At 71.8% G+C, this 20,446-nt stretch carries 25 protein-coding genes; 12 read left to right on the top strand and 13 right to left on the bottom strand.

Annotation, left to right across the window (positions count from 1 at the left end):
* Positions 1-33 precede the first annotated feature (33 nt).
* Genes fabG through FL583_RS37495 form a run of 3 tightly spaced genes read left to right on the top strand, consistent with a single transcriptional unit; the run spans position 34 to position 2,556 of the window.
* Entirely contained in the window at positions 34-738 is a 705-nt protein-coding gene (gene fabG / locus FL583_RS37485) for a 3-oxoacyl-[acyl-carrier-protein] reductase (RefSeq protein WP_142709667.1), read from the top strand.
* 19 nt (positions 739-757) lie between these two features.
* A complete protein-coding gene (gene fabI, locus FL583_RS37490) occupies positions 758-1,528 on the top strand; it encodes an enoyl-ACP reductase FabI (RefSeq protein WP_142709668.1) in 771 nt (256 codons plus the stop codon).
* Entirely contained in the window at positions 1,528-2,556 is a 1,029-nt protein-coding gene (locus FL583_RS37495) for a ferrochelatase (RefSeq protein ID WP_142709669.1), read from the top strand. Before fabI ends, FL583_RS37495 begins: the two co-directional genes overlap by 1 nt.
* 74 nt (positions 2,557-2,630) lie before the next feature.
* Here the strand turns inward: FL583_RS37495 and FL583_RS37500 are convergent, their stop codons facing one another.
* Positions 2,631-3,437, bottom strand: a complete 807-nt coding sequence (locus tag FL583_RS37500) for a hypothetical protein (protein WP_205752800.1) — start codon at positions 3,435-3,437, stop codon at positions 2,631-2,633.
* A gap of 106 nt (positions 3,438-3,543) precedes the next feature.
* Here FL583_RS37500 and FL583_RS40630 point away from each other — a divergent pair, with 106 nt between their 5' ends.
* The 4 genes from FL583_RS40630 (at position 3,544) to FL583_RS37515 (ending at position 6,200) form a co-directional block, all read left to right on the top strand.
* Positions 3,544-3,690 (top strand): GPGG-motif small membrane protein, encoded by a 147-nt coding sequence (locus FL583_RS40630; RefSeq protein ID WP_170324076.1) that lies wholly within the window; start codon positions 3,544-3,546, stop codon positions 3,688-3,690.
* A 126-nt stretch (positions 3,691-3,816) separates the two neighbouring features.
* Positions 3,817-4,638 carry a DUF3097 domain-containing protein gene (locus tag FL583_RS37505; protein WP_205752801.1) on the top strand — a complete coding sequence of 274 codons (822 nt, stop codon included), beginning with the start codon at positions 3,817-3,819 and terminating at the stop codon, positions 4,636-4,638.
* A 111-nt stretch (positions 4,639-4,749) separates the two neighbouring features.
* Positions 4,750-5,130: an NfeD family protein gene (locus FL583_RS37510; protein ID WP_170324079.1), complete on the top strand. Its 381-nt coding sequence runs from the start codon at positions 4,750-4,752 to the stop codon at positions 5,128-5,130.
* Positions 5,130-6,200, top strand: a complete 1,071-nt coding sequence (locus tag FL583_RS37515) for an SPFH domain-containing protein (RefSeq protein WP_142709671.1) — start codon at positions 5,130-5,132, stop codon at positions 6,198-6,200. The genes FL583_RS37510 and FL583_RS37515 overlap by 1 nt, the downstream gene beginning before the upstream one ends.
* Before the next feature lie 55 nt (positions 6,201-6,255).
* On the opposite strand, the gene FL583_RS37520 is transcribed toward FL583_RS37515, so the two are convergent.
* The 6 genes from FL583_RS37520 to FL583_RS37545 form a co-directional block, all read right to left on the bottom strand.
* On the bottom strand, positions 6,256-7,467 hold the full coding sequence (locus FL583_RS37520; RefSeq protein ID WP_142709672.1) for an MFS transporter: 1,212 nt from the start codon (positions 7,465-7,467) through the stop codon (positions 6,256-6,258).
* Complete coding sequence (locus tag FL583_RS37525) at positions 7,464-8,012, bottom strand: ArsR/SmtB family transcription factor (protein WP_142709673.1); 549 nt, start codon at positions 8,010-8,012, stop codon at positions 7,464-7,466. The genes FL583_RS37520 and FL583_RS37525 overlap by 4 nt, the downstream gene beginning before the upstream one ends.
* A 103-nt stretch (positions 8,013-8,115) precedes the next feature.
* Complete coding sequence (locus FL583_RS37530; RefSeq protein WP_170324077.1) at positions 8,116-8,772, bottom strand: response regulator; 657 nt, start codon at positions 8,770-8,772, stop codon at positions 8,116-8,118.
* Positions 8,769-9,950 carry a sensor histidine kinase gene (locus tag FL583_RS37535; protein ID WP_205752803.1) on the bottom strand — a complete coding sequence of 394 codons (1,182 nt, stop codon included), beginning with the start codon at positions 9,948-9,950 and terminating at the stop codon, positions 8,769-8,771. The genes FL583_RS37530 and FL583_RS37535 overlap by 4 nt, the downstream gene beginning before the upstream one ends.
* Before the next feature lie 14 nt (positions 9,951-9,964).
* A complete protein-coding gene (locus FL583_RS37540) occupies positions 9,965-10,615 on the bottom strand; it encodes a maleylpyruvate isomerase N-terminal domain-containing protein (protein ID WP_142709675.1) in 651 nt (216 codons plus the stop codon).
* Positions 10,612-11,532 carry an oxidoreductase gene (locus tag FL583_RS37545; protein ID WP_142709676.1) on the bottom strand — a complete coding sequence of 307 codons (921 nt, stop codon included), beginning with the start codon at positions 11,530-11,532 and terminating at the stop codon, positions 10,612-10,614. Before FL583_RS37545 ends, FL583_RS37540 begins: the two co-directional genes overlap by 4 nt.
* Before the next feature lie 51 nt (positions 11,533-11,583).
* On the opposite strand from FL583_RS37545, the gene FL583_RS37550 reads away from it, so the two are divergent.
* The gene (locus FL583_RS37550) at positions 11,584-12,216 is read left to right on the top strand and encodes a TetR/AcrR family transcriptional regulator (protein ID WP_205752804.1); all 633 of its coding nucleotides are present in this window, start codon (positions 11,584-11,586) and stop codon (positions 12,214-12,216) included.
* A gap of 2 nt (positions 12,217-12,218) precedes the next feature.
* Positions 12,219-13,004 carry a TrmH family RNA methyltransferase gene (locus tag FL583_RS37555; RefSeq protein WP_142709677.1) on the top strand — a complete coding sequence of 262 codons (786 nt, stop codon included), beginning with the start codon at positions 12,219-12,221 and terminating at the stop codon, positions 13,002-13,004.
* Here the strand turns inward: FL583_RS37555 and FL583_RS37560 are convergent.
* The 3 genes from FL583_RS37560 to FL583_RS37570 all read right to left on the bottom strand — a co-directional run bounded on the left by FL583_RS37560 (position 12,986) and on the right by FL583_RS37570 (position 16,333).
* The gene (locus FL583_RS37560) at positions 12,986-14,914 is read right to left on the bottom strand and encodes an acyl-CoA dehydrogenase family protein (RefSeq protein ID WP_142709678.1); all 1,929 of its coding nucleotides are present in this window, start codon (positions 14,912-14,914) and stop codon (positions 12,986-12,988) included. The two genes, FL583_RS37555 and FL583_RS37560, sit on opposite strands and share 19 nt — an antisense overlap.
* A gap of 110 nt (positions 14,915-15,024) precedes the next feature.
* On the bottom strand, positions 15,025-15,861 hold the full coding sequence (locus FL583_RS37565) for an RNA polymerase sigma factor SigF (RefSeq protein WP_142709679.1): 837 nt from the start codon (positions 15,859-15,861) through the stop codon (positions 15,025-15,027).
* A gap of 43 nt (positions 15,862-15,904) precedes the next feature.
* On the bottom strand, positions 15,905-16,333 hold the full coding sequence (locus tag FL583_RS37570) for an ATP-binding protein (RefSeq protein WP_142709680.1): 429 nt from the start codon (positions 16,331-16,333) through the stop codon (positions 15,905-15,907).
* A 294-nt stretch (positions 16,334-16,627) separates the two neighbouring features.
* Between FL583_RS37570 and FL583_RS37575 the strand changes: the two genes are divergently transcribed.
* Both FL583_RS37575 and FL583_RS37580 read left to right on the top strand, forming a co-directional pair.
* A complete protein-coding gene (locus FL583_RS37575; protein WP_170324078.1) occupies positions 16,628-17,050 on the top strand; it encodes a phage holin family protein in 423 nt (140 codons plus the stop codon).
* Positions 17,026-17,307: a DUF3618 domain-containing protein gene (locus tag FL583_RS37580; RefSeq protein WP_142709682.1), complete on the top strand. Its 282-nt coding sequence runs from the start codon at positions 17,026-17,028 to the stop codon at positions 17,305-17,307. The genes FL583_RS37575 and FL583_RS37580 overlap by 25 nt, the downstream gene beginning before the upstream one ends.
* A gap of 38 nt (positions 17,308-17,345) precedes the next feature.
* Here FL583_RS37580 and FL583_RS37585 read toward each other — a convergent pair whose 3' ends face one another.
* From FL583_RS37585 to ku, 3 genes are all read right to left on the bottom strand, one after another.
* A complete protein-coding gene (locus FL583_RS37585) occupies positions 17,346-17,750 on the bottom strand; it encodes a ChaB family protein (protein ID WP_142709683.1) in 405 nt (134 codons plus the stop codon).
* A 67-nt stretch (positions 17,751-17,817) separates the two neighbouring features.
* Positions 17,818-18,240, bottom strand: a complete 423-nt coding sequence (locus FL583_RS37590) for an STAS domain-containing protein (protein WP_142709684.1) — start codon at positions 18,238-18,240, stop codon at positions 17,818-17,820.
* A 94-nt stretch (positions 18,241-18,334) separates the two neighbouring features.
* Positions 18,335-19,291 carry a non-homologous end joining protein Ku gene (ku, locus tag FL583_RS37595; RefSeq protein ID WP_142709685.1) on the bottom strand — a complete coding sequence of 319 codons (957 nt, stop codon included), beginning with the start codon at positions 19,289-19,291 and terminating at the stop codon, positions 18,335-18,337.
* An 81-nt stretch (positions 19,292-19,372) separates the two neighbouring features.
* Between ku and ligD the strand changes: the two genes are divergently transcribed.
* Complete coding sequence (gene ligD / locus FL583_RS37600; RefSeq protein ID WP_205752805.1) at positions 19,373-20,317, top strand: non-homologous end-joining DNA ligase; 945 nt, start codon at positions 19,373-19,375, stop codon at positions 20,315-20,317.
* The last annotated feature ends 129 nt before the right edge of the window (positions 20,318-20,446 follow it).

The raw sequence follows: 20,446 nt of genomic DNA on the forward strand, positions 1-20,446 counted from the left end.
AAACCGAATCGTTTCGTTCTGGAGGTCCGTGCGGTGTCTCGCAGCGTTCTGGTCACGGGTGGTAACCGGGGGATCGGGCTAGCCATCGCCAGAGCGTTCGCGGCGCAGGGCGACCAGGTCGCGATCACGCACCGTGGCTCGGGCGCTCCCGAGGGCCTGTTCGGTGTCCAGTGTGACATCACCGACAGCGAGCAGGTCGAGGCCGCGTTCGCGGCCGTCGAGGAGGCGCAGGGCCCGGTCGAGGTGCTGATCGCCAACGCCGGCATCACCGACGACACGCTGCTGCTGCGGATGTCCGAAGACCAGTTCACCCGGGTCGTCGACACGAACCTCACCGGGGCCTACCGGGTCGCGAAGCGGGCGTCCTCGAAGATGCTGCGCAAGCGGTTCGGGCGGATCGTCTTCATCTCGTCGGTGGTCGGGCTGACCGGCTCGGCCGGCCAGGTCAACTACGCGGCCTCCAAGGCCGGGCTGGTCGGCATGGCCCGGTCCATCGCCCGCGAGCTCGGGTCGCGCAACATCACCGCGAACGTCGTCGCGCCCGGTTTCGTGGAGACCGACATGACCGCGGAGCTGCCCGAGTCCCGGCAGAAGGAGATCCTCGCCCAGGTCCCGCTGCAGCGGTACGCGCAGCCGTCCGAGGTCGCGGGCGTGGTGACCTGGCTGGCGTCGGACGCCGGTTCGTACGTGACCGGAGCGGTGATCCCGGTCGACGGCGGCCTCGGTATGGGCCACTAACCAGAGAAAAGGGGGCCGGGTGTCCGGTCTGTTGGAAGGTAAGCGCATCCTCGTGACCGGGGTGATCACCGACGCGTCGATCGCGTTCTCGGTGGCCCGGATCGCGCAGGAGCAGGGCGCGACCGTCGTACTCACCGGATTCGGCCGGATCTCCCTGGTCGAGCGGATCTCCAAGCGCCTGCCGAAGCCCGCGCCGGTGATCCCGCTCGACGTCACCAGCACCGAAGATCTGGCCGCGCTGGAGGGCCGGGTCCGCGAGCACGTCGACGGGCTCGACGGCGTGCTGCACTCGATCGGGTTCGCACCGGCCTCCTGCCTCGGCGCCCCGTTCATGGACGCGCCCTGGGAGGACGTCGCGACCGCGCTGCACGCGTCGACGTTCTCGTACAAGTCGCTGGCCGAGGCGACGCTGCCGCTGTTCCCGGAGACCGGCGGTTCGATCGTCGGGCTGACGTTCGACGCGACCCAGGCCTGGCCCGCCTACAACTGGATGGGCGTCGCCAAGGCCGGGCTGGAGTCGGCGAACCGGTACCTGGCCCGCGACCTCGGCCCGCGCAAGATCCGGGTCAACCTGGTGGCGGCCGGCCCGCTGCGGACGATGGCCGCGAAGAGCATCCCGGGCTTCAGCCAGTTCGAGGAGGCCTGGGGTCCCCGGGCGCCGCTGGGCTGGGACCTCAACGACCAGGACGCCGCCGCTCGCGGCTGCGCCGCGCTGATGTCCGACTGGTTCCCCGCCACCACGGGCGAAATGGTCCATGTGGACGGTGGGTTCCACGCGATCGGGGCCTGATGTCTGAGTACGACGCGGTACTGCTGCTGTCCTTCGGCGGTCCCGAGGGCCCCGACGACGTGATGCCGTTCCTGGAGAACGTCGTCCGGGGCCGGGGTGTGCCGGCCGCCCGGCTGGCCGAGGTGGCGGAGCACTACCACCACTTCGGCGGGGTCTCGCCGATCAACCAGCAGAACCGCGACCTGCTGGCCGCGCTCCGGATCGCGCTGGACGAGGCCGGCATCGACCTGCCGCTCTACTGGGGCAACCGGAACTGGCACCCGATGCTGGCCGACACGCTCCGGCAGATGCGGGCCGACGGCGTCCGCCGGGCGCTGGGCTTCGCCACGTCGGCGTACTCGTCGTACTCGTCCTGCCGGCAGTACCGGGACGACATCGAGGTCGCGCGTCTCGACGTCGGACCGGATGCGCCCGAGATCGAGAAGCTGCGCCACTTCTACGACCACCCGGGGTTCGTCGAGCCGCACGTCGACGCCGTGAAGGCGGCGCTGGGGACGGACCGGCGGGCCACCACCCGGATCGTGTTCACCGCGCACAGCATCCCGACGTCGATGAACGACGCGAGCGGCCCGGACGGCGGGCTCTACCGGGCCCAGTTGCGGGTCGTGGCCGGCCTGGTGTCGGCCGCGGCCGCGCCCGACGTGCCCTGGGACCTGGTCTGGCAGTCGCGCAGCGGGCCGCCGCAGGTGCCTTGGCTCGAGCCCGACGTCAACGACCACCTGCGGGCGCTGGCCAAGGAGGGCGTCACCGACGTGGTGATCAGCCCGATCGGGTTCGTGAGCGACCACCTCGAGGTGGTGTGGGACCTCGACAACGAGGCCCGCGAGACCGCGGCCGAGCTGGGTCTCGGGTTCGCCCGGGCGGCGACGCCCGGCACCGACCCGCGGTTCGTGAGCATGATGCGCGAGCTGGTGGAGGAGCGCCTGTACGCGAGCTCGAGCGGCCGCCGCCTGGCCCCCTGGGACGGGAGTGGCCCGTCCTGCCGGCCGGGCTGCTGCCCAGCTCCGGTCAGGCGCCCCGCGAACTGACGGGGCCGGTCAGGCGCCCCGCGAATTGACGGGAAACCGCGCGTTCGGCGGCCCGCAGAACCCCGGTTTCCCGTCTATTCGAGGGGCGAGTTGATCGCGGCGGCGCGGGCTCGCCTCGCCGCGGTGGCGAGAGGGCGCAGGGCGGCGTCCCGGGCGCCCGTCTCGTAGGCGTTCACCGCTGCTCCCGACGCGTCGATCGAGGCCAGGGCCAGGACGGCGGCGATCGTCGTCGCGCGGGCGGACAGCCGCCTGGCCCGCGGGCCGTAGCCGACCGGCAGCTCCGGGCCGCCCCCGTCGTCGCCGCGCAGCGAGGCCAGCCCCTTGGCCAGCTCCGGGGGCAGCCGGGCGACGTCGAGCCGGCGCAGCGCCCCGATCGTCTCGGTCATGGCCAGCGTGAGGTCGTGATCGGCCTCGGCGACGGTCAGCGGCTCGGGCGGCACCGGTGATGCGGGCAGCGGATGCGCCAGCCAGCGCGTCCCGGCCCAGCGGTCGTCGGCGTCCAGTGGCACGCCGGGCCCGGGTGCGGCCTCGGGTTCGGGCACCAGCCCGAGCCCGTCGCCGAGCACCACGCCCTCGCCGACGACCAGCGCCGCCGCACTGAACGGCCCCGGCCCGGGCAGTCCGCGCGGGTCGCCGGCCGTCGGCAGCACGACCCGGATGCCGTCCGGCGCGACCCGCGACGCGACGACCAACGCCGACGCCAGCGACTCCTCGGTGCCGTCGGGGTGGAGAACCAGATGCTCTTCGCCGCCGGTCGTCTCGTCGAGCACCTCGTCGAACGAGACCAGACCGGCGCGCCAGGCCCGGGCCCACGCCGCGAGCGTCGCGCTGCGCTGCCCGGGAGGAGCCGGAATTCGCTGGCCGGAGGGGTGGGGAAGCACGCTCCGAGACTATCCGCCCGGGTGGCTGTGATTGCCCCCGATGAGCGTCTGGCAAGCGTGAACTCAGTCCGGTTTAGAGATCTGAGGTGCCGGATACAAGACCGGCATGATCGGTATTCTGCTCACCATCGTCGCGGCGATTCTGGTGATTTTAGGGATCTTCCGCATTGTCCGGGGCGACCTCCTCTGGGGCATCGTCCTGATCATCGTCGGCCTGCTCGTGGGCCCCGGTGGTTACAGCATCTTCGGATGAGGTGAGTCCTGGCGGCTCGGCGTAATCCGGTTGCCAGGACGAACCACCCCGCTCTACCAACCCCCCGTCAACGATCCCCCGCGCGGCTCCTCGCTCGGGGGATCCCTTATGTATAAGGTGCGGGCCGTGCGCAGCAAGGACTATCGCGAGGACGTTCTCGCCGGCGACTGGCGCAAGCGCCGCACGATCCCGACCGTCGAGGCCGAGCCCGACCTGGTGGTCGAGGAAGCCGCGTCCGGCTTCTGCGGTGCGGTGGTCGCGTGCGCCAAGGACGCGGTCACGCTCGAGGACCGCTTCGGCAACCGGCGGATGTTCCCGCTCGCCGCGGCCGGCTTCCTGATCGACGGCGAGGTCGTGACGCTCACCCGCCCGACGTCGGCGGCCGCGATCACCCCCCAGCGGACGGCCTCCGGGTCGGTCGCCGTGCCGGGGGTCAAAGCGAAGGTGGCCAAGGCCAGCCGCATCTACGTCGAGGGCGTGCACGACGCCGCACTCGTCGAGCGGGTCTGGGGTGAGGATCTGCGGATCGAGGGCGTCGTGGTCGAGCCTCTGCACGGCGTCGACGACCTGCCCGCGCTGATCCGCGACTTCGGCCCCGGCCCGGGCCGGAAACTCGGCGTGCTCGTCGACCACCTGGTGCCCGGTAGCAAGGAGAGCCGGATCGTCGCCGAGGTCAGCTCCCCGCACGTGCTCGTCACCGGCCACCCCTTCGTCGATATCTGGGAGGCGGTTAAGCCGTCCGCGGTGGGGATCGCCGCGTGGCCGACCGTCCCCAAGGGCACGGACTGGAAGCAGGGCGTGTGCGACGCGCTCGGCGTCGGTGACCCGCAGGAGATGTGGAGGCGGGTGATCCGCAGCGTGAGCAGCTACGCGGACGTCGAGCCCGAGCTCCTGGGAGCCGTGGAACGGCTCATCGACCACGTGACCGCGGACGTGTACGGGGTCTGAATTCAATTCGTTACACGCTGTCGCGCAGTACGTGCACCCGCGTGGGATCCTTAATACGTGAGTGCGTGGGTGATCTGGCTGATCGTCGCTGTCGGTCTGCTCGTCGCCGAGATGTTCTCTCTCGACCTCGTGCTGATCATGTTCGCCAGCGGCGCGCTGGCGGGCGCCATCGCCGCGGGCGCCGGGGCGCCCCTGCTGATCCAGGCGCTGGTGTTCGCGCTGATCTCGGTGGGGTCGCTGGCGGCGGTCCGGCCGATCGCGAAACGCCGGCTCGAGATCGCCAAAGATCCGGTCAAGCACGGGATCGACGCGGTGCGCGGCTCGGACGCGCTGGTCCTGCAGCAGGTCGACGAGCACCACGGCCTGGTCAAGATCGGCGGCGAGCAGTGGACCGCCCGCGCCTACGACAGCACCCAAGTCATCGAACCTGGCCAGACCGTCCAGGTCGTGGAAGTCAAGGGCGCAACCGCGCTCGTCTGGAGGGTGCCCTGATGGACGCCGCAGTCCTGATAGTCGTCGCCGTCATCATTCTGCTGGTCCTGTTCGTGCTGGGCCGGGCAGTCCGAATCATTCCGCAGGCCCGGGCCGCGGTCGTCGAACGGCTGGGCCGCTACAGCCGGACGCTCTCGCCCGGGTTGACCGTCGTCGTCCCGGTCATCGACAAGGTGCGCCCGCTGATCGACCTGCGCGAGCAGGTCGTCTCGTTCCCGCCCCAGCCGGTGATCACCGAAGACAACCTCGTCGTGAACATCGACACGGTGATCTACTTCCAGGTCACCGACCCGCGGGCCGCGACCTACGAGATCGCGAACTACATCCAGGCGATCGAGCAGCTCACGGTCACCACGCTCCGGAACGTCATCGGTGGCCTGAACCTCGAGGAGACGCTGACCAGCCGCGATCAGATCAACGGTCAGCTGCGCGGGGTGCTCGACGAGGCGACCGGCAAGTGGGGCATCCGGGTCAACCGGGTCGAGCTGAAGGCGATCGACCCGCCGCACTCGATCCAGGACTCGATGGAGAAGCAGATGCGCGCCGAGCGTGACCGGCGGGCCGCGATCCTGAACGCCGAGGGCGTCAAGCAGTCGCAGATCCTCACCGCCGAGGGCGAGAAGCAGTCGGCGATCCTCCGGGCCCAGGGTGACCGGGAGGCGCGGGTCCTGCAGGCCGAGGGCCAGGCGCGGGCGATCGAGACCGTGTTCGCGGCGATCCACGCCGGGAACCCGGACGAGAAGCTGCTGTCGTACCAGTACCTGCAGATGCTGCCGCAGATCGCGCAGGGCAGCGCGAACAAGGTGTGGATCGTGCCGGCCGAGCTGAACAAGGCGCTCGAGGGGTTCGGGCGTGCGTTCGTGCCGCCGGCGGGCGCGCCGTCGCAGAACGGACTGCCGCCCAAGGCGCCGACGGCCCCCGTGCCCCCGGCACCGCCGGCTCCGCCCGCGGTCGCGACGCCGGAGCAGACGGCCGCGGCCGAGGCGGCGGCCGAGGCCGCTGCCCGTGAGGCCCAGCAGGCCGTGAACGACGCGGCCAGCAGCACGCCCGGCGGCGAACGCCCGCTCTGAGAGGGATGCCCGCGGCGGCGGGCACCCGGTCGGCGGCCTCGCCGCCGACCGGGCCTCACGCCGCCGCGGGCTCGGGCTCGCGGCGGCGGAGGTTGTGGACGCCCGGCACGGCCGCGGCGATCAGGGCCGCCGCCAACGCCAGAACCGCCGCGCCGAGCAGCGTCGGGGTGGTGCCGGCGCTCTCGGCGATCGGGCCGGCCGCGATTTCGCCGACCGGAATCGCCAGGAAAGACCCGAGCATGTCGTACGAGTAGACCCGGGCCAGCTTCTCGGCCGGAACGTTGGCCTGCATCGTCGTCTCCCAGGCCACCCCGAACTGCTCGACGCCGACGCCCGAGAGCAGCCCGAGCACGATCAGGACGCCCAGATGCGGGGCGAGCGCGAGCCCGGCCGGGAGCCCTGCGAACAGCGCCATGCACAGCATCCCGACGAGCAGCGGACGCCGGGCCCGCGAGCGGATCGCGAGCACGCTGCCGAGCACCATCCCGGCGGTCTCCGAGGCCAGCACCAGCCCCCAGCCGCCGCGCCCGATCGTGTGGTCGGCGACCACCGGCCCGAGCACCAGCATCGCGCCGAACGCGGTGTTGATGACCGAGAACGCGGCGACGACGACCCACAGCCAGGTCCGGGACCAGAACTCGCTCCAGCCTTCGCGCAGGTCGCCGAGGATGCTTTCGCTTTGTGCGGCGGCCACCGGCTGCACTGTGAGGGCCGCGAACACCGCGCCGGCGATCAGGAACGACAGCGCGTCCACGGCCAGGCCCCAGCCCGGCCCGATGACCGCGACGACGGCCCCGCCGGCCGCGGCCCCGACGACGTTCGTCCCGTTCGCGCCGAGCCGCAGCAGCGCGTTGGCCTGCTGCCGGACGTCCGGCGGGACGGTCTGCGGGGTGAGGGCGGCCGACGCCGGCTGGCTGAGCGCGGCCAGCGAGCCGTTGAGCACCGAGAGCGCGATCAGCGCCGGGACGTGCGCGGTGCCGGTGAGGACGAGCGCGGCGACCGTCGCCTGGGTCAGCGCGCTGAGCACGTTCGACCCGACGAGCACCAGCGGGCGCGGGAGCCGATCGGCCACGACGCCCCCGACCAGCACGAACGCGACGTTGGCCAGCGAGCGCGCGCCGACGATCAGCCCCAGGGCGGACGCCGACCCGGTGAGGTCGAGCACCGCGAACGCCAGAGCCAGCGGCGCGACCGCGTTGCCGAGCGTGTTGATCGTGCGGGCGGCGAGGAGCAGCCGGAAGGCCGGGTGCCGGAGCGGGGCGGTCACCGGTCCTGCGCCGGTTGCCGGTCGACCATCGGGAAGAGCGCGATGGTGGCATTGACGTGCACCGTGCCGGGAGAGCGCGGTGGTTTCGCGGCTCGGTGCAGGAGCAGCGAAGCCTCTCGGACCGTGTCCACGACCGCGTCCCAGTCCTCTGGCGTCACCCACAGTTCAGCGTCGGTCTGGGCGCCCCGGCCCTCCGGCGCGAGCAGGCCGGCCCGCCGGCTCAGCTCCTCGGCCAACACCAGGAAGACGCCGCGCGAGGCCTCGACCGGCCGGTTGCGGCCGCCGGTGCGGGGCTCGCGCTCGGCGTCGTAGCGGTACCGCTTGCTGCCGCCCCGGCCCGGGCCGCCCTCGTGCTCGACGACGACCGCCGGGAGGATCAGCAGCTTGCGGAGGTGGTAGCTCGCGTTGGCGTGGGTGATGCCGAGCTCCTGCGCGACCTCGGTGGCGGTCATCGGAGCGCCGGTGAGCAGCGACAGGATCCGCAGACGCAACGGATGAGCTGCCGCGCGGAGCGCAGCAACCCGATCCGGGGTTTCCGACGACATGGTGGATACTCTGCCAGTCGCGTCAAACACTTATTGGAAACTCTCGACGGGCGCGCATCCCGGCCGGCGGCCCGAGCGACGACCGGGCTGTCGCTCGGACGAGCTACACGGTCACCAGGCCGGTTCGGTAGGCGTAGACGACGGCCTGGACCCGGTCGCGGAGATCGAGCTTGGTGAGGATCCGCGACACGTACGTCTTCACGGTCTCCGGGCTGATCACCAACTCGGCCGCGATCTCGGCATTGGACATGCCCTGTGCGATCAGCGTCAGCACCTCGGTCTCGCGCGGAGCGAGCGCCTCGACCCGGGCGGCCGGCTGGTCGGCCGGGCGCAGCCGTTCGCCGAAGTGGCCGATCAACCGGCGGGTGACCGCGGGGGAGACCAGCGCCTCACCGGCCGCGATCGTCCGCACCGCGCCGACCAGCTCGGCCGGCGGCGCGTCCTTGAGCAGGAAGCCCGCGGCACCGGCCCGGATCGCCTCGTACACGTACTCGTCGAGGTTGAACGTGGTCACGACCAGCACCTTCGTCGGCTCGTCGACGTCCGGGCCGGCGAGCCGGCGGGTGGCCTCGATCCCGTCGAGCACCGGCATCCGGATGTCCATCACGACGACGTCCGGCCGCAGCTCACCGGCGAGCCTCACCGCCTCGGAACCGTCCCCGGCCTCGCCGACCACCTCCAGGTCGGGCATCGCGTCGAAGATCGTCACGTACCCGGTGCGGATCAGCGCCTGGTCGTCGGCCACGAGCACCCGCGTCACGCGTCTGTCCCAGCCGGAATCGGGCCGGTGGGGATCGAGGCTCGAACCCGGAACCCGCCGTCCGCCGTCGGCCCGGCGTCGAACTCGCCGCCGAACACGCTCACCCGCTCCTTCAGCCCGGTCAGTCCGCGACCGTTGCGCACGGCTCCGCCCTTCATCGTCGTGGATCCCTCGGTGGCCACCTCGACCGCGATGCGGTCGTCGCCGTGGTCGACGCGCACCGCCGTCGGGCGTCCGTTCGCGTACTTGACCGCGTTCGTCAGCGCCTCCTGCACCACCCGGTAGACGGCCAGGTCGACGCCTCCGCCGGTCGGCCGGGGGACGCCGTGCTCGGCCCACTCCACCGGTTGCCCCATCGCGCGCGTGCGTTCGACCAGGTCCTCGAGCTTTCCGACGGCCGGCTGCCGCTCCGCTCCGTCGGCCGGGTCGAGCACCTGGAGCAGGTGGCGCAGCTCGGTCAGCGCCGCGCGTCCGGTGCCGCTGACCGTACTCAGGCCCTCTTTGGCCTTGGCCGGGGCCGCGTCGATCAGGAACCCGGCCGCGTCGGCCTGCACCACCATCGCGGTGACGTGATGGGTGACGACGTCGTGCAGCTCACGCGCGATCACCGAGCGCTCGGTCGCCAGCGCGGACTCGACGCTGGCCCGGCGCAGCGCCTCGGCGGTGTCGCGCTGGCGGCGCATCCAGTCGCCGGCGGCCCAGAACACGACCAGCACGACGAAGAACGTCACGTACGCGAACGGGCTCTCGGGGGAGCCGGCCGCGTGCAGCAGCAGCGCGATCCCGGCGTAGACCACGGCGCCGCCGATCGCCAGCGCCCGCCGGTGCCGCACCTGGTAGGCGCCCAGGCTGTACAGCGCGATGATCACGGCCAGGCTGGCCGACGACCGCGGGTAGGCCAGCGCCTGGTGCACGGCGATCGCGGCGACGATCAGCACCGCGCACGGAATCGGCGCGACCCGGCGCAGCACCAGCGGCAGGCACTGGGCGACGATCAGCACGACGCCGAACGCGTCGAGCGCCCGGCGGTCGGGGAACTCGGCCAGGTCCATGCCCAGGCCGGCCGAGGTCGGCGCGAACGCGATGACCAGCAGCACCGCGACGAGCACGGCGTCACGGACCACGACGTCGACGCTGCGCCACCGGTCGAGGAGCGGACGCAGGCCCGGCTCGATCATGCCCGGCAGCATAGTCATCCGAGCAAAGGGAACCCCGGCAGGTCGGTCGGGATCCGACCGGACCCCGCGAGCGCGTACGTCTCGTCGTCCCAGTCGTGCGGGCGGGTGGGGTCACCGCGCAGGTCGTCCAGTGTGGTCGCGATCAGCGCGAGCGCGTTCGCCGGCGGCCGGGGCAGGCCGGGCAGGTCGACGAGGACGTCCAGGTGGTGCAGCGCGATCTCGACGACCCAGGTCGCGATGAAGTCGCCGACCGGCAGGATCTGGTCCTGGAACTCGATCCGCCCGTCACCGGCCAGGGCGACGAACCGCCGGGCCGCGTCGACGGTCGGCCGGACGTGCCCGATCAGCCCGGACGGCTTCGCGTAGGCCGACGAGACCAGCCGGACGAACCGCGCTTGGGCGACGTCCCGGGCGGGGTCGGCCGCCGGGCGGTGACGCCAGTACGAGACGAAGTCGGTGTCGGCCGGGGCGTCGGTGGGGTACGCGAAGCCGGTGATCATCTCGGCCAGGCCCAGGTGCAGGTGCGCGATCACGTCGCACACCTGCCAGCCGGAGCACCGGCTGCGCGCGAGCTGCTGGACGTCGGTGATCTCGGCCAGCAGCGTGTCGAAGCGGGCGGCCGCCGCGTCGAAGGCGTCCTGGGCGTCCCGGAGTGCGACGGTCATGCCGCCGTCGGTACCCGGTACCGCACGCCGGTAAGCCGCTCCGACACCGTCCAGAGGCGACGCTGGTCGTCCTCGTCGTACGACCGGTCGCTGGACCGGACGACCTCGGGGTGACCGGTGAAGCCCAACCGGCCCGGAGGGCCGACGTACTCGCCGCCGCGCAGATCCGGGTCGGTACCGGCGCGGACGGCCGCGAGCGCGCCGACCTCGGCCGGCTGGAGCAGCCAGCCGTTGAGCGCCCGGAGCCGGGGCGACGCGATGGCCCGCTGCCACGGGCGCATGTGACGCATGAACTCGGTGTGGGCGTTGCCGGGGTGAGCGGCGACCGCGATCGTGGCGGTGCCGGCCAACCGTCGGTTCAGTTCGTAGGTGAAGAGCAGGTTGGCCAGCTTGGACTGGAAGTACGCCTCGGGGAGCGAGTGCTTCCGTTCCAGCTGGAGGTCGTCCCAGTGCAGGTGGCCGCGTTTGTGGCCGAGGCTGCTGACCGTGACGATCCGGGAGCCCGGGGCGGCGAGCAGGGGCTCGAGAAGCAGGCCGGTGAGCGCGTAGTGGCCGAGATGGTTGGTGCCGAGGTGGATCTCGAAGCCGTCCGCGGTCGGGCCGGCCGGGGACATGCCGACCCCCGCGTTGTTGATCAGCAGATCGATCCGCGGGTAGCGCCCGCGGAGGATCTCGGCCGCGGCCCGCACCGAGGCGAGCGACGCGAGATCGAGGGCCACGGTGGAGGTCAGCGCCCCATGGGCGGCGAGGCGGGCGGCGGCTGCTTCGGCCTTGGCCTCGTCTCGGCAGGCCAGGACCACCTCGGCGCCGTGGTCGGCCAGCAGGCGGGCGGTCTCGTGGCCCAGGCCGGCGTTCGCGCCGGTCACGACCGCGATGCGGCCGGTCAGGTCGGGGATCTGGGTGGCGGTCCAACGCATGACGTCCTCCGGCTAGAATCGGGATGTCCGTCCCGCTTACGACGATCCGGGATGGCCATCCCGTTTGTCAAGGGGGACGTCATGGTGCGCGCCGACGCGCAACGCAACCGCGCCAAGGTGCTCGAGACGGCGATCGAGGCGTTCGCGGCCGAAGGCCTTGCCGTACCCGTGCACGAGATCGCCCGCCGGGCCGGCGTCGGCACCGGCACGGTCAGCCGGCACTTCCCGACCAAGGAGAGCCTGTTCCAGGCGATCGTGTCGGCCCGGGTCGAGCGTCTGGTGTCCGAGGCCCGGGCGCTGGCAACGGACCGCGCACCGGCCGACGCGTTCTTCGCGTTCTTCGCCGTCATGGCGGCCGAGGGTGCCCTCGACCGCGGCCTGGCCGACGCCCTGGTCGGCGCCGGCTTCGACATCGACGCCGCCGCCGACGCCACCGGCTACGACCTGAACGGCCACTTCGACCGGCTGTTGCGCGCCGCCCAGGAGGCCGGGGCGGTCCGGCCCGACGTCGACTTCGCGGACGTGAAGGCGCTGCTGGCCGGCTGTCTGGCCCGGGAACGGGACGCCGCCGACCCCGCCGCCCGCGAGCGACTGGTCGCCGTCGTCCGCGCCGGCCTGCACCCGCCCGGCGGTCCTGGCGAGGGCGGTTCGGCGACGACGACCACCGGCGCGGAGAATCGCTAGACGTGCCGCCGATCGAGATCACCGACCCCGACGACCCCCGCATCGCGGATTACCGCGCGCTGACCGACGTCGCGCTGCGGACCGCGTTCGAGCCGCCGCACGGGCTGTTCATCGCCGAGGGCGAGCTCGTCCTGCGCCGCGCGGTCCGGGCCGGTTACGCGATGCGCTCGATCCTGGTCGACGCCAAGCGGGTCGACCAGGTCGACACGATCGCCCCGGACGCCCCGCTCTATGCGGCCACCCCGACGGTCCTGGAGGCGATCACCGGATTCCACGTCCACCGCGGGGTGCTCGGCTCGGTGCACCGGCCCGCGCCGACGACCGCGGCCGAGCTGCTGCGCACGGCGGGCAAGATCCTGATCCTCGAGGACATCAACACGCACACGAACATCGGGGCGATCTTCCGGTCGGCGGCCGGGCTCGGCATGGACGCGATCCTGCTCAGCCCGTCGTGCGCCGACCCGCTCTACCGGCGCAGCGTCCGGGTCAGCATGGGCGAGGTGTTCGCGGTTCCGTACGCCAAGCTGGAGCCCTGGCCGGACGCGCTCGACACCGTGCGCCGGGCCGGGTTCGAGCTGCTGGCGCTCACCCCCGACCCGGAGGCGGTCAGCCTCCGCGACCTCCGGGTCGAACGCCCCGCGCTGCTGCTCGGCGCCGAGGGTCCCGGCCTCTCCGGCAAGGCCCTCACGGCGGCCGACGCCCGGGTGCGCATCCCCATGCACCGAGGCGTCGACAGCCTCAACGTCGCGACCGCGGCCGCCATCGCGTGTTACGAGCTCGGCGGCTGAACCACCCGGCGCTGGTTCTCCTTGGTCGACGGGCCCGGCTCGGCCGGCATGATCCACGGGCCGTCGTCGGACGGGTCGAGGACGCCCTCCTCCAGCCACTCATACCGCCCGTCCAGCACCCGGTCGGCCAGCATCCGGTCGGTGTCGTCGCTGTTCGTCCAGAGCGCCTCGAACAACGCGTCGGCCCGCACGGTGGCCTGGCGGCAGAACGCGTCCGCGAGCTCGAACGCGGTCGCGCCCCGCTGCGGCGGCCCGGACGCCTTCAGCGACGCCGCCCGCACGCAGGCCGCGCTCATCGCGAACAGCTCGGCTCCGATGTCGACGATCCGGGCCAGGAACCGCTGCCGGTGCTCGAGCCGCCCTTGCCAGCGCGACATCCCGTAGAACGTCTGCCTGGCCAGCTTCCGGCTGGCCCGCTCGACGTAGCGCAGGTGCCGGGCCAGCGGCCCGAACTCGGAGAACGACGTCGGTACCTGCCCGGCCCCGACGGCCAGCGTCGGGAGCCAGCCCGCGTAGAACTTGCCGGCCTGAGCGGCGGCGCGGCCCTTGTCGCCCAGCGAGACGTCCGGATCGATGATGTCGCCGGCCACCGACAGGTGGGCGTCGACCGCCTCGCGGGCGATCAACAGGTGCATGATCTCGGTCGAGCCCTCGAAGATGCGGTTGATCCGCTGGTCGCGGAGGGCCTGCTCGACCGGAACGGCGCGTTCGCCGCGCGCGGCGAGCGACTCGGCCGTCTCGTAGGCGCGCCCACCGCGGATCTGCACCAGTTCGTCGGCGACCAGCCACCCCATTTCGGACGCGTAGAGCTTGGCCAGCGCGGCCTCGATCCGGATGTCGTTGCGCTTCTCGTCGGCGAGCTGGCTGGTCAGGTCGAGGACGGCCTCCAGCGCGAACGCGGTCGCGGCGATGAACGCGATCTTCCCGGCGACCGCGTCGTGCTTACCGACCGGACGACCCCACTGCTCGCGGGCGTTGCTCCACTCGCGGGCGATCTTGAGCGACCACTTCGCGGTGCCGGCGCAGATCGCCGGCAGCGACAGCCGGCCGGTGTTCAACGTGGTCAGCGCGATCTTCAGGCCTTCGCCCTCGCGCCCGATCCGGTTCTCGGCCGGCACCCGCACCTGGTGGAACCGCGTGACCCCGTTCTCTAGGCCGCGCAGCCCGAGGAACGCGTTGCGGTTCTCGACCGTGATGCCGGGGGAGTCGGCCTCGACCACGAAGGCGGTGATCCCTCCGCGCCCACCCTCGTGCTTCGGCACCCGGGCCATGACGACGAGCAGGTTCGCCACCACGCCGTTCGTCGTCCAGAGCTTGACGCCGTCGAGCACGTACTCGTCGGCGTCAGGGACGGCCGAGCAGGCCAGCCGGGCCGGGTCGCTGCCGACGTCGGGCTCGGTGAGCAGGAACGCGCTGATGTCGGTGGTCGCGCAGCGGGGGAGGAACTTGCGCTTCTGCTCCTCGGTGCCGAACTGGGCGACCGGCTGGGGCACGCCGATCGACTGGTGGGCCGAGAGCATCGCGCCCAGCGCCGGGTTCACCGACCCGGCCATCATCAGCGCCTTGTTGTAGTACACCTGGGTCAGGCCGAGCCCGCCGTACTCGGCCGGGATCTTCATGCCGAACGCGCCCAGCTCCATCAGCCCGGTCAGGACGTGGTCGGGGATGCGGGCGTCGCGCTCGATCGCGGCCGCGTCGATGCCCTCGAGGAACGGACGCAGCTTCGCCAGGAACTCCTCGCCGGCTTTGCGGGCGTCGTCGGACGGCTGGGGCTCGGGATGGATCAGGTCGAGCGGGAATCGGCCCAGGAACAGCTCCTTGGCGAAGCTGGGCTTGTTCCATTCGGTCTGACGGGCGGCCTCGGCGACCTGTCGTGATTCGCGTTCGGTCGGTGCGGTCGTCACGGGCATCTCCTTCGACCGGTGGAGTTACCTATCGGTAACCCACTCTGCTCCGATCGAGTGACGCGCGCCACACCTTCCGGGGAATGCCCGCCGCCGCCCCGCGGCGGGCACCGGGGTTACTCGTCGACCAGCAGGCGCTCGCGCAGTTTGGCCAGCGTCTGGCTGAGCAGCCGCGACACGTGCATCTGGCTGATGCCCATCCGGTCGGCGATCTGCGACTGGGTCATGTTGCCGAAGAACCGCAGGATCAGGATCTTCCGCTCCCGCGGTGGCACCTGGGCCAGCAGCGGCTGCAGCGACTCGCGGAACTCGACGTGCTCCAGCGCCGCGTCCTCGTCGCCGAGCGTCTCGGCCAGCGTCGGCATCTCGCCGTCACCACGCACCGGGTCGTCGAGCGACGAGCTGCGGTAGGCGTTGGCCGCCTCCAGCCCCTCCAGGACCTCCTCGCGGGAGAGCTTGAGGTGCTCGGCCAGCTCGGACGCGTTCGGAGCCCTACCGTTGCGCTGCGACAACTCCGCCGTTGCCGCAGTGAGCGAAAGGTGCAGCTCCTTGAGCCTGCGCGGTACCCGTACCGCCCAGCCGTGGTCCCGGAAGTGCCGCTTGATCTCGCCGACGACGGTGGGCACCGCGTAGGAGAGGAAGTCGGCGCCGCGCTCGGCGTCGAACCGGTCGACCGAGTTGATCAGGCCGACGGTCGCCACCTGCACGAGGTCTTCCAGCGGCTCGCCGCGGTTGTTGAACCGGCGGGCCAGGTGCCGGACGAGCGGCAGGTGCATCGTGACGAGCTGGTCGCGGATGACCTGCCGCCGGGGGGAGCCCTCCGGCAGCGCGGCCATCTCCTCGAACAGCGCGGCCGCCTCCCGGCGGGACTCCGACCGGGCGTCGGCGACCTCGTCGACGTCGATGTCGGGGGCCGGCGCTTCGGCCGGCTTCTCACTGTGGGGTGCGGTCATCGCCCGGCCTTCCCGGCCGGGCGACGCGCCGGGGCGCGGTCGTTCACGCGAGAGCCTCGAGCCGCCGCTTGATCAGCTGGATGTGGACGACGTTGCCGGCGTCGGCCCAGGTCGTCACCTCGTCGACGAGCGCGGTGAGGACGCGCCAGCCGAACGTGCCCTGGCCCGGCGTCGTGCCGTCCTTCGTGGTGGCCGACACCGTGACCCGCAGCGCGTCGTCGTCGGCGCGGAACACGCACCGCAGCCGGCCCGGGCCGGCCGCCTTCGCCACCAGCTCCGCGCACGCCTCGTCGACGGCCATCCGGAGGTCGGAGACCTCGTCCAGGTCGTAGTCGAGACGCACCGCGAGGTCGGCGGCCAGCGCGCGGGCCACCGGGACGTGCACCGGGTCGGCCGGGAGGCTCAGCTCGATGTCACTGCCCTCGTCTGGGGCCTCGGTAGGCTCCGAGCTGGTCTGTTCGGGCACCGCCATCAAGCTCGCTCCTCGTTACCGTCGTCCGACCCGGCGGGGAACCGGGTAGCGGCGGCCCGAGGGGACGGGCCGCTGCGGCTCACGCGGGGTTACCCCGCCGGCGCTGGCCCGAACCTACCCCGCCGAACCCACCCGTGGACGCTCGGGCCGCCGACCCCTGTTCTCTGGCACCCTAGTCGTGGGTACGTCAAGGTTGACGGGGTTGGCCAGCGGGTACAGCGTCCGCGCCCCGGCGCGAGCGCGGGCGCTGACATGGGGTGCAGGACCGGGCGGCGGGAGGAAGCGGTGGCAACCGTGGGAGCAGGAACGACCAACGACCGACCGGCGGTCGAGCGGGCGCGGGAACCCTCGATCGGCCAGCTGGTGAGCGACGTCGCGGCCGGCGTGTCCAGCCTGGTGAAGGCCGAGATCGATCTGGCCAAGGCCGAGCTCAAGCAGGAGGTCGGCAAGGCCGCGGCCGGCGCAGCCGGGCTGGCCGTCGCGGCCGCCGCCGGGCTGATGATCATCCCGCTGTTGTCGCTGGCCGCCGTGTACGCCCTGTCCGAGGTCATGGCCGGCTATTGGGCTGCGCTGATCGTCGCCGGGGTCTGGGCGCTGATCGCGGGGATCGCCGGCCTGTTCGGCGCGTTGAGACTGCGTCGGGTCAAGCCGGTTCCGACACAAGCGATCGAAGCGGTTAAGGAGGATGTGCGGTGGGCCCGCAACCTGAGGAATTAGAGCGCAACATCGCGTTCGCCCGGGAGCAACTGCGGCGGGACGTCGACGAGCTCGTCGCGAGGGTCACGCCTCGCGCGGTCGCCGCGCGTTCGGCCCAGAAGGCGACGCAGAGGGTGCACGAGGCCTCGGCCAAGGTCGGTCCGCTCCTCCGGAACGGTCGCGACCAGCTGCTCAGCCGCCCGGCCCTGCTCGGGGTGGGCGCCGGCCTGACGGTCCTGACCCTGGCCGTGCTCTGGCGAGTGCGCTCCCGCCACTGAGCTCAGTGAGAAGGGCCCCGGGATTCCGGGGCCCTTCCTCACGAGCGTGCTTCGGCGGTCTTCTTGCGGTTCGCCTTCTTGATCGCGTCGACGAGCTCGCTCTTCGTCATCTTCGAGCGGCCCTTGACGTCCAACCGGCGGGCGACCTCCTGGAGGTGCGTCTTGGACGCGTTGGCGTCGACGCCCTCCTCGGTCTTACCGGGGCGCCGGGCGGCCGCGCCCGTCTTCTCCGACTGCTCGTCGGACGGGCCGCGCTGCGCCTTCGGCTCCCAGTGGTCGCCGACCTTCTCGAACGAGTGCTTCACCGCGCCGAACGCGGTCCGGTGCGCACGCTCGCCCTCGCCGTACGTCTCGACCGCCGAGTCGTGGGTCTTCACCCACGTCTCCTGCGCCTTCTTCGAAGACCGCTTCAGCGTGGACGGCAACTCCTGACGACCGGGCATCGAGACCTCCTCGGGACGGTTTCGCCGGTACCGGGGTTCCCCCCCGGGCCGCCGGCGAAACCGTGCCTCAGTGGCCGGCGGGCGGCAGGTCGGAGACCGACTCGTAGAAGTCGAGGACCTGGTCGAGGCCGGTCAGCGTCAGCGGCCTGCTCACCGTGCGGTTCGCACAGACCAGCCGGAACTTGGTGCCGACGGCCTCGGCCTGCTGCGAGAGCTCGACGAGCACGCCCAGGCCGTTGGAGCCCAGGAACGTGACCGCGTCGAGATCGAGCACGACGTCCGAGCCGGGCACCGCGACGACCGGCGTCAGCGCGTCGCGTAGCCGGGGCGCGGTGAGCATGTCGATCTCGCCGCCGACCCTCACCACCTGCCGCCCGTCGTCCGACGGCGGAACCTGCTCCACCGAGAGGACCGCGTCGGTCGCATCACCGAGCGCACCGGTCGCGGCACCGTTCCGTTCTGGGGCCGCCGAACCAGCGGGGTCGACCATTAGTACTCCCTCCATCGCTGCCCCTGAACCCTAGCCCGGTCGCCGCGTCGCTGCGGAGGAGCCCGGAAGCCACTCGGGAGTAAACAGGTGAGGCTCAGGCGGTCTTGCGCTGGCTTGTGCTCTTTGACGCCGTTTTCTTGGCGGTCGACTTCGCCGTCGTCTTCTTGGCCGCGGCCTTCTTCGCCGGCGCCTTGCGCGGCGACGCCTTCTGCGGTGCGGCCTTCTTGGCCGGGGCCTTCTTCGCGGCCGGCCGGCTCTCTTCGACGGTCTCGCCGCGGGCCCGCTTCGCCTCGGCGACCGACGCCTCCAGCGCCGCCATCAGGTCGAGCACCGCGCCACCGCCCTCCGACGGCGACTCGGGCTGCTCGATCTCGTGGCCCTGGATCTTCGCGTCGACGACCTCCCGGAGCGCCACCGCGTAGTCGTCGGTGAACTCCTCCATGTCGAGGTCGCCGGTGAGCGTCTGGATGTACGACTCGGCCATCTGCATCTCCTGCGGACGCACGGCGATGTCCGAGTCGGGCGCGAGCTCGGCCGGGTCGCGGATCTCGTCCGGCCAGAGCATCGTCTGGAGCAGCAGCACGTCGCCGTACGGGCGGAGCAGCGCGAGCGCCTCGCGCTGGCGCAGCGCGACCTTGACCACCGCGATCGTCCCGGCCTTCAGCAGCGCCTCGCGCAGCAGCACGTAGGGCTTCGCGCCGGGGCCGTCGGCCTGCAGGAAGTACCCCTTCGAGAGGTAGAGCCCGTCGACCTGCTCGGCCGGAACGAACTTCTGCACGTCGATGTTGCGCCCGGACGCGATCGGCAGGTTCTCGAAGTCTTCGTCGTTGAGCACGACGACCTGGCCGTCCGGCAGTTCGTAGCCCTTGGCGATCTCGCTGTAGGGCACTTCGACACCCTCGGCCTCGCACACCCGGCGGTACCGGATGCGCCCACCGTCGGCCGCGTGGACCTGCCGGAGCTGAACGTCGTGCTGCTCGGTCGCGGAAAACAGCTTGATCGGGATCGTGACGAGCCCGAACGACACGACGCCCTTCCAGATCGCACGCATTGGCGGTGCCCCCTGTGGGTAACGGTGTGGGGTTTACTCTGCGGTTACCGCCGGGGGGAAGTCCAGCGTGGAGGTGTCGGCGTGGCGAAGACGTCCGGAACGACCACGACGGTTGCCGTGGCCGATCGTCAGCTCGCATTGTCGAACCTCTCCAAGATTCTCTACCCGGAGACCGGTACGACGAAAGGCGAGGTGATCGACTATTACTCGCGAATCGCGCCCGTTCTGATACCTCATCTGGCAGGTCGTCCGCTCTCGCTGAAGCGGTACCCGAACGGGGTCGACGGGCAGGGCTTCTTCGCCAAGAACGTCCCGAACGGCGCGCCTCCGTGGGTGCGCACCGAACGCCTCCCGGCGCCGGGCAGCACGATGAACCGGGACGAAATCGACTATCTGGTGCTGCCGGAGAACGACGGCGACGCGCTGGCCACGATCGTCTGGCTCGCGAACCTCGCGGCGCTCGAGCTCCACGTCCCGCAGTGGACCGTCGGCCCGCGGGGCGGCGTCCGCGGTACCGACCTGTTGGTGTTCGACCTCGATCCGGGTGCCCCGGCCACCGTCGTCGAGTGTGCCGCCGTCGCCCTGCGGCTCCGTAAGGTCCTGGACGCCGACGGGCTGACCGCCGTCGCCAAGACGTCGGGGTCGAAGGGCATGCAGGTCTACGCGGCGATCAAGCCGGTGGACCCGGGCCGCACGTCGGATTACGCGAAATCGGTCGCCCAGAAGCTGGAGAAGGACGACCCGGAGAAAGTGACCTCGGTCATGGCCAGGGCGGTCCGCCCGGGCAGGATCTTCATCGACTGGAGCCAGAACAACACCGCGAAGACCACCGTGGCCCCGTATTCGCTCCGGGCCCGGCCGGCCCCGACGGTCTCGACTCCGCTGCACTGGGACGAAGTGGCCGCGTGCCGCCGTCCGGAAGATCTCGTGTTCAGGTTCGACGACGTGCTGGCGCGTGCGGCTGAGGATGGTGACCTGTTCGCCGATTTGCTCGTCGAGAAGCGTCCGGTGCTGCCTCGGGGGTAGAGGCCCTTGCACCCGGCGCCCTGGCGAGGATAATCCGAGCCGTTGCCACCCCGTCACGAAGCGGTCACGGCAGGCACACGAGGCTCCCACCCTCCTTACGGGGAGTTCCGGCGGCACGCCTGCGCGGGA

Source organism: Cryptosporangium phraense (assembly GCF_006912135.1).
In the GTDB taxonomy this organism is placed as follows: Bacteria; Actinomycetota; Actinomycetes; order Mycobacteriales; family Cryptosporangiaceae; genus Cryptosporangium; species Cryptosporangium phraense.

Excerpts from the sequence above, each read along its gene's own strand:
- FL583_RS37495 (WP_142709669.1), top strand. The coding sequence starts at position 1,528 with ATGTCTGAGTACGACGCGGTACTGCTGCTGTCCTTCGGCGGTCCCGAG.
- FL583_RS40630 (WP_170324076.1), top strand. The coding sequence starts at position 3,544 with ATGATCGGTATTCTGCTCACCATCGTCGCGGCGATTCTGGTGATTTTA.
- FL583_RS37510 (WP_170324079.1), top strand. The coding sequence starts at position 4,750 with ATGTTCTCTCTCGACCTCGTGCTGATCATGTTCGCCAGCGGCGCGCTG.
- FL583_RS37515 (WP_142709671.1), top strand. The coding sequence starts at position 5,130 with ATGGACGCCGCAGTCCTGATAGTCGTCGCCGTCATCATTCTGCTGGTC.
- FL583_RS37525 (WP_142709673.1), bottom strand. The coding sequence starts at position 8,012 with ATGTCGTCGGAAACCCCGGATCGGGTTGCTGCGCTCCGCGCGGCAGCT.
- FL583_RS37535 (WP_205752803.1), bottom strand. The coding sequence starts at position 9,950 with ATGATCGAGCCGGGCCTGCGTCCGCTCCTCGACCGGTGGCGCAGCGTC.
- FL583_RS37540 (WP_142709675.1), bottom strand. The coding sequence starts at position 10,615 with ATGACCGTCGCACTCCGGGACGCCCAGGACGCCTTCGACGCGGCGGCC.
- FL583_RS37545 (WP_142709676.1), bottom strand. The coding sequence starts at position 11,532 with ATGCGTTGGACCGCCACCCAGATCCCCGACCTGACCGGCCGCATCGCG.
- FL583_RS37550 (WP_205752804.1), top strand. The coding sequence starts at position 11,584 with ATGGCCATCCCGTTTGTCAAGGGGGACGTCATGGTGCGCGCCGACGCG.
- FL583_RS37560 (WP_142709678.1), bottom strand. The coding sequence starts at position 14,914 with ATGCCCGTGACGACCGCACCGACCGAACGCGAATCACGACAGGTCGCC.
- FL583_RS37565 (WP_142709679.1), bottom strand. The coding sequence starts at position 15,861 with ATGACCGCACCCCACAGTGAGAAGCCGGCCGAAGCGCCGGCCCCCGAC.
- FL583_RS37570 (WP_142709680.1), bottom strand. The coding sequence starts at position 16,333 with ATGGCGGTGCCCGAACAGACCAGCTCGGAGCCTACCGAGGCCCCAGAC.
- FL583_RS37585 (WP_142709683.1), bottom strand. The coding sequence starts at position 17,750 with ATGCCCGGTCGTCAGGAGTTGCCGTCCACGCTGAAGCGGTCTTCGAAG.
- FL583_RS37590 (WP_142709684.1), bottom strand. The coding sequence starts at position 18,240 with ATGGTCGACCCCGCTGGTTCGGCGGCCCCAGAACGGAACGGTGCCGCG.
- ku (WP_142709685.1), bottom strand. The coding sequence starts at position 19,291 with ATGCGTGCGATCTGGAAGGGCGTCGTGTCGTTCGGGCTCGTCACGATC.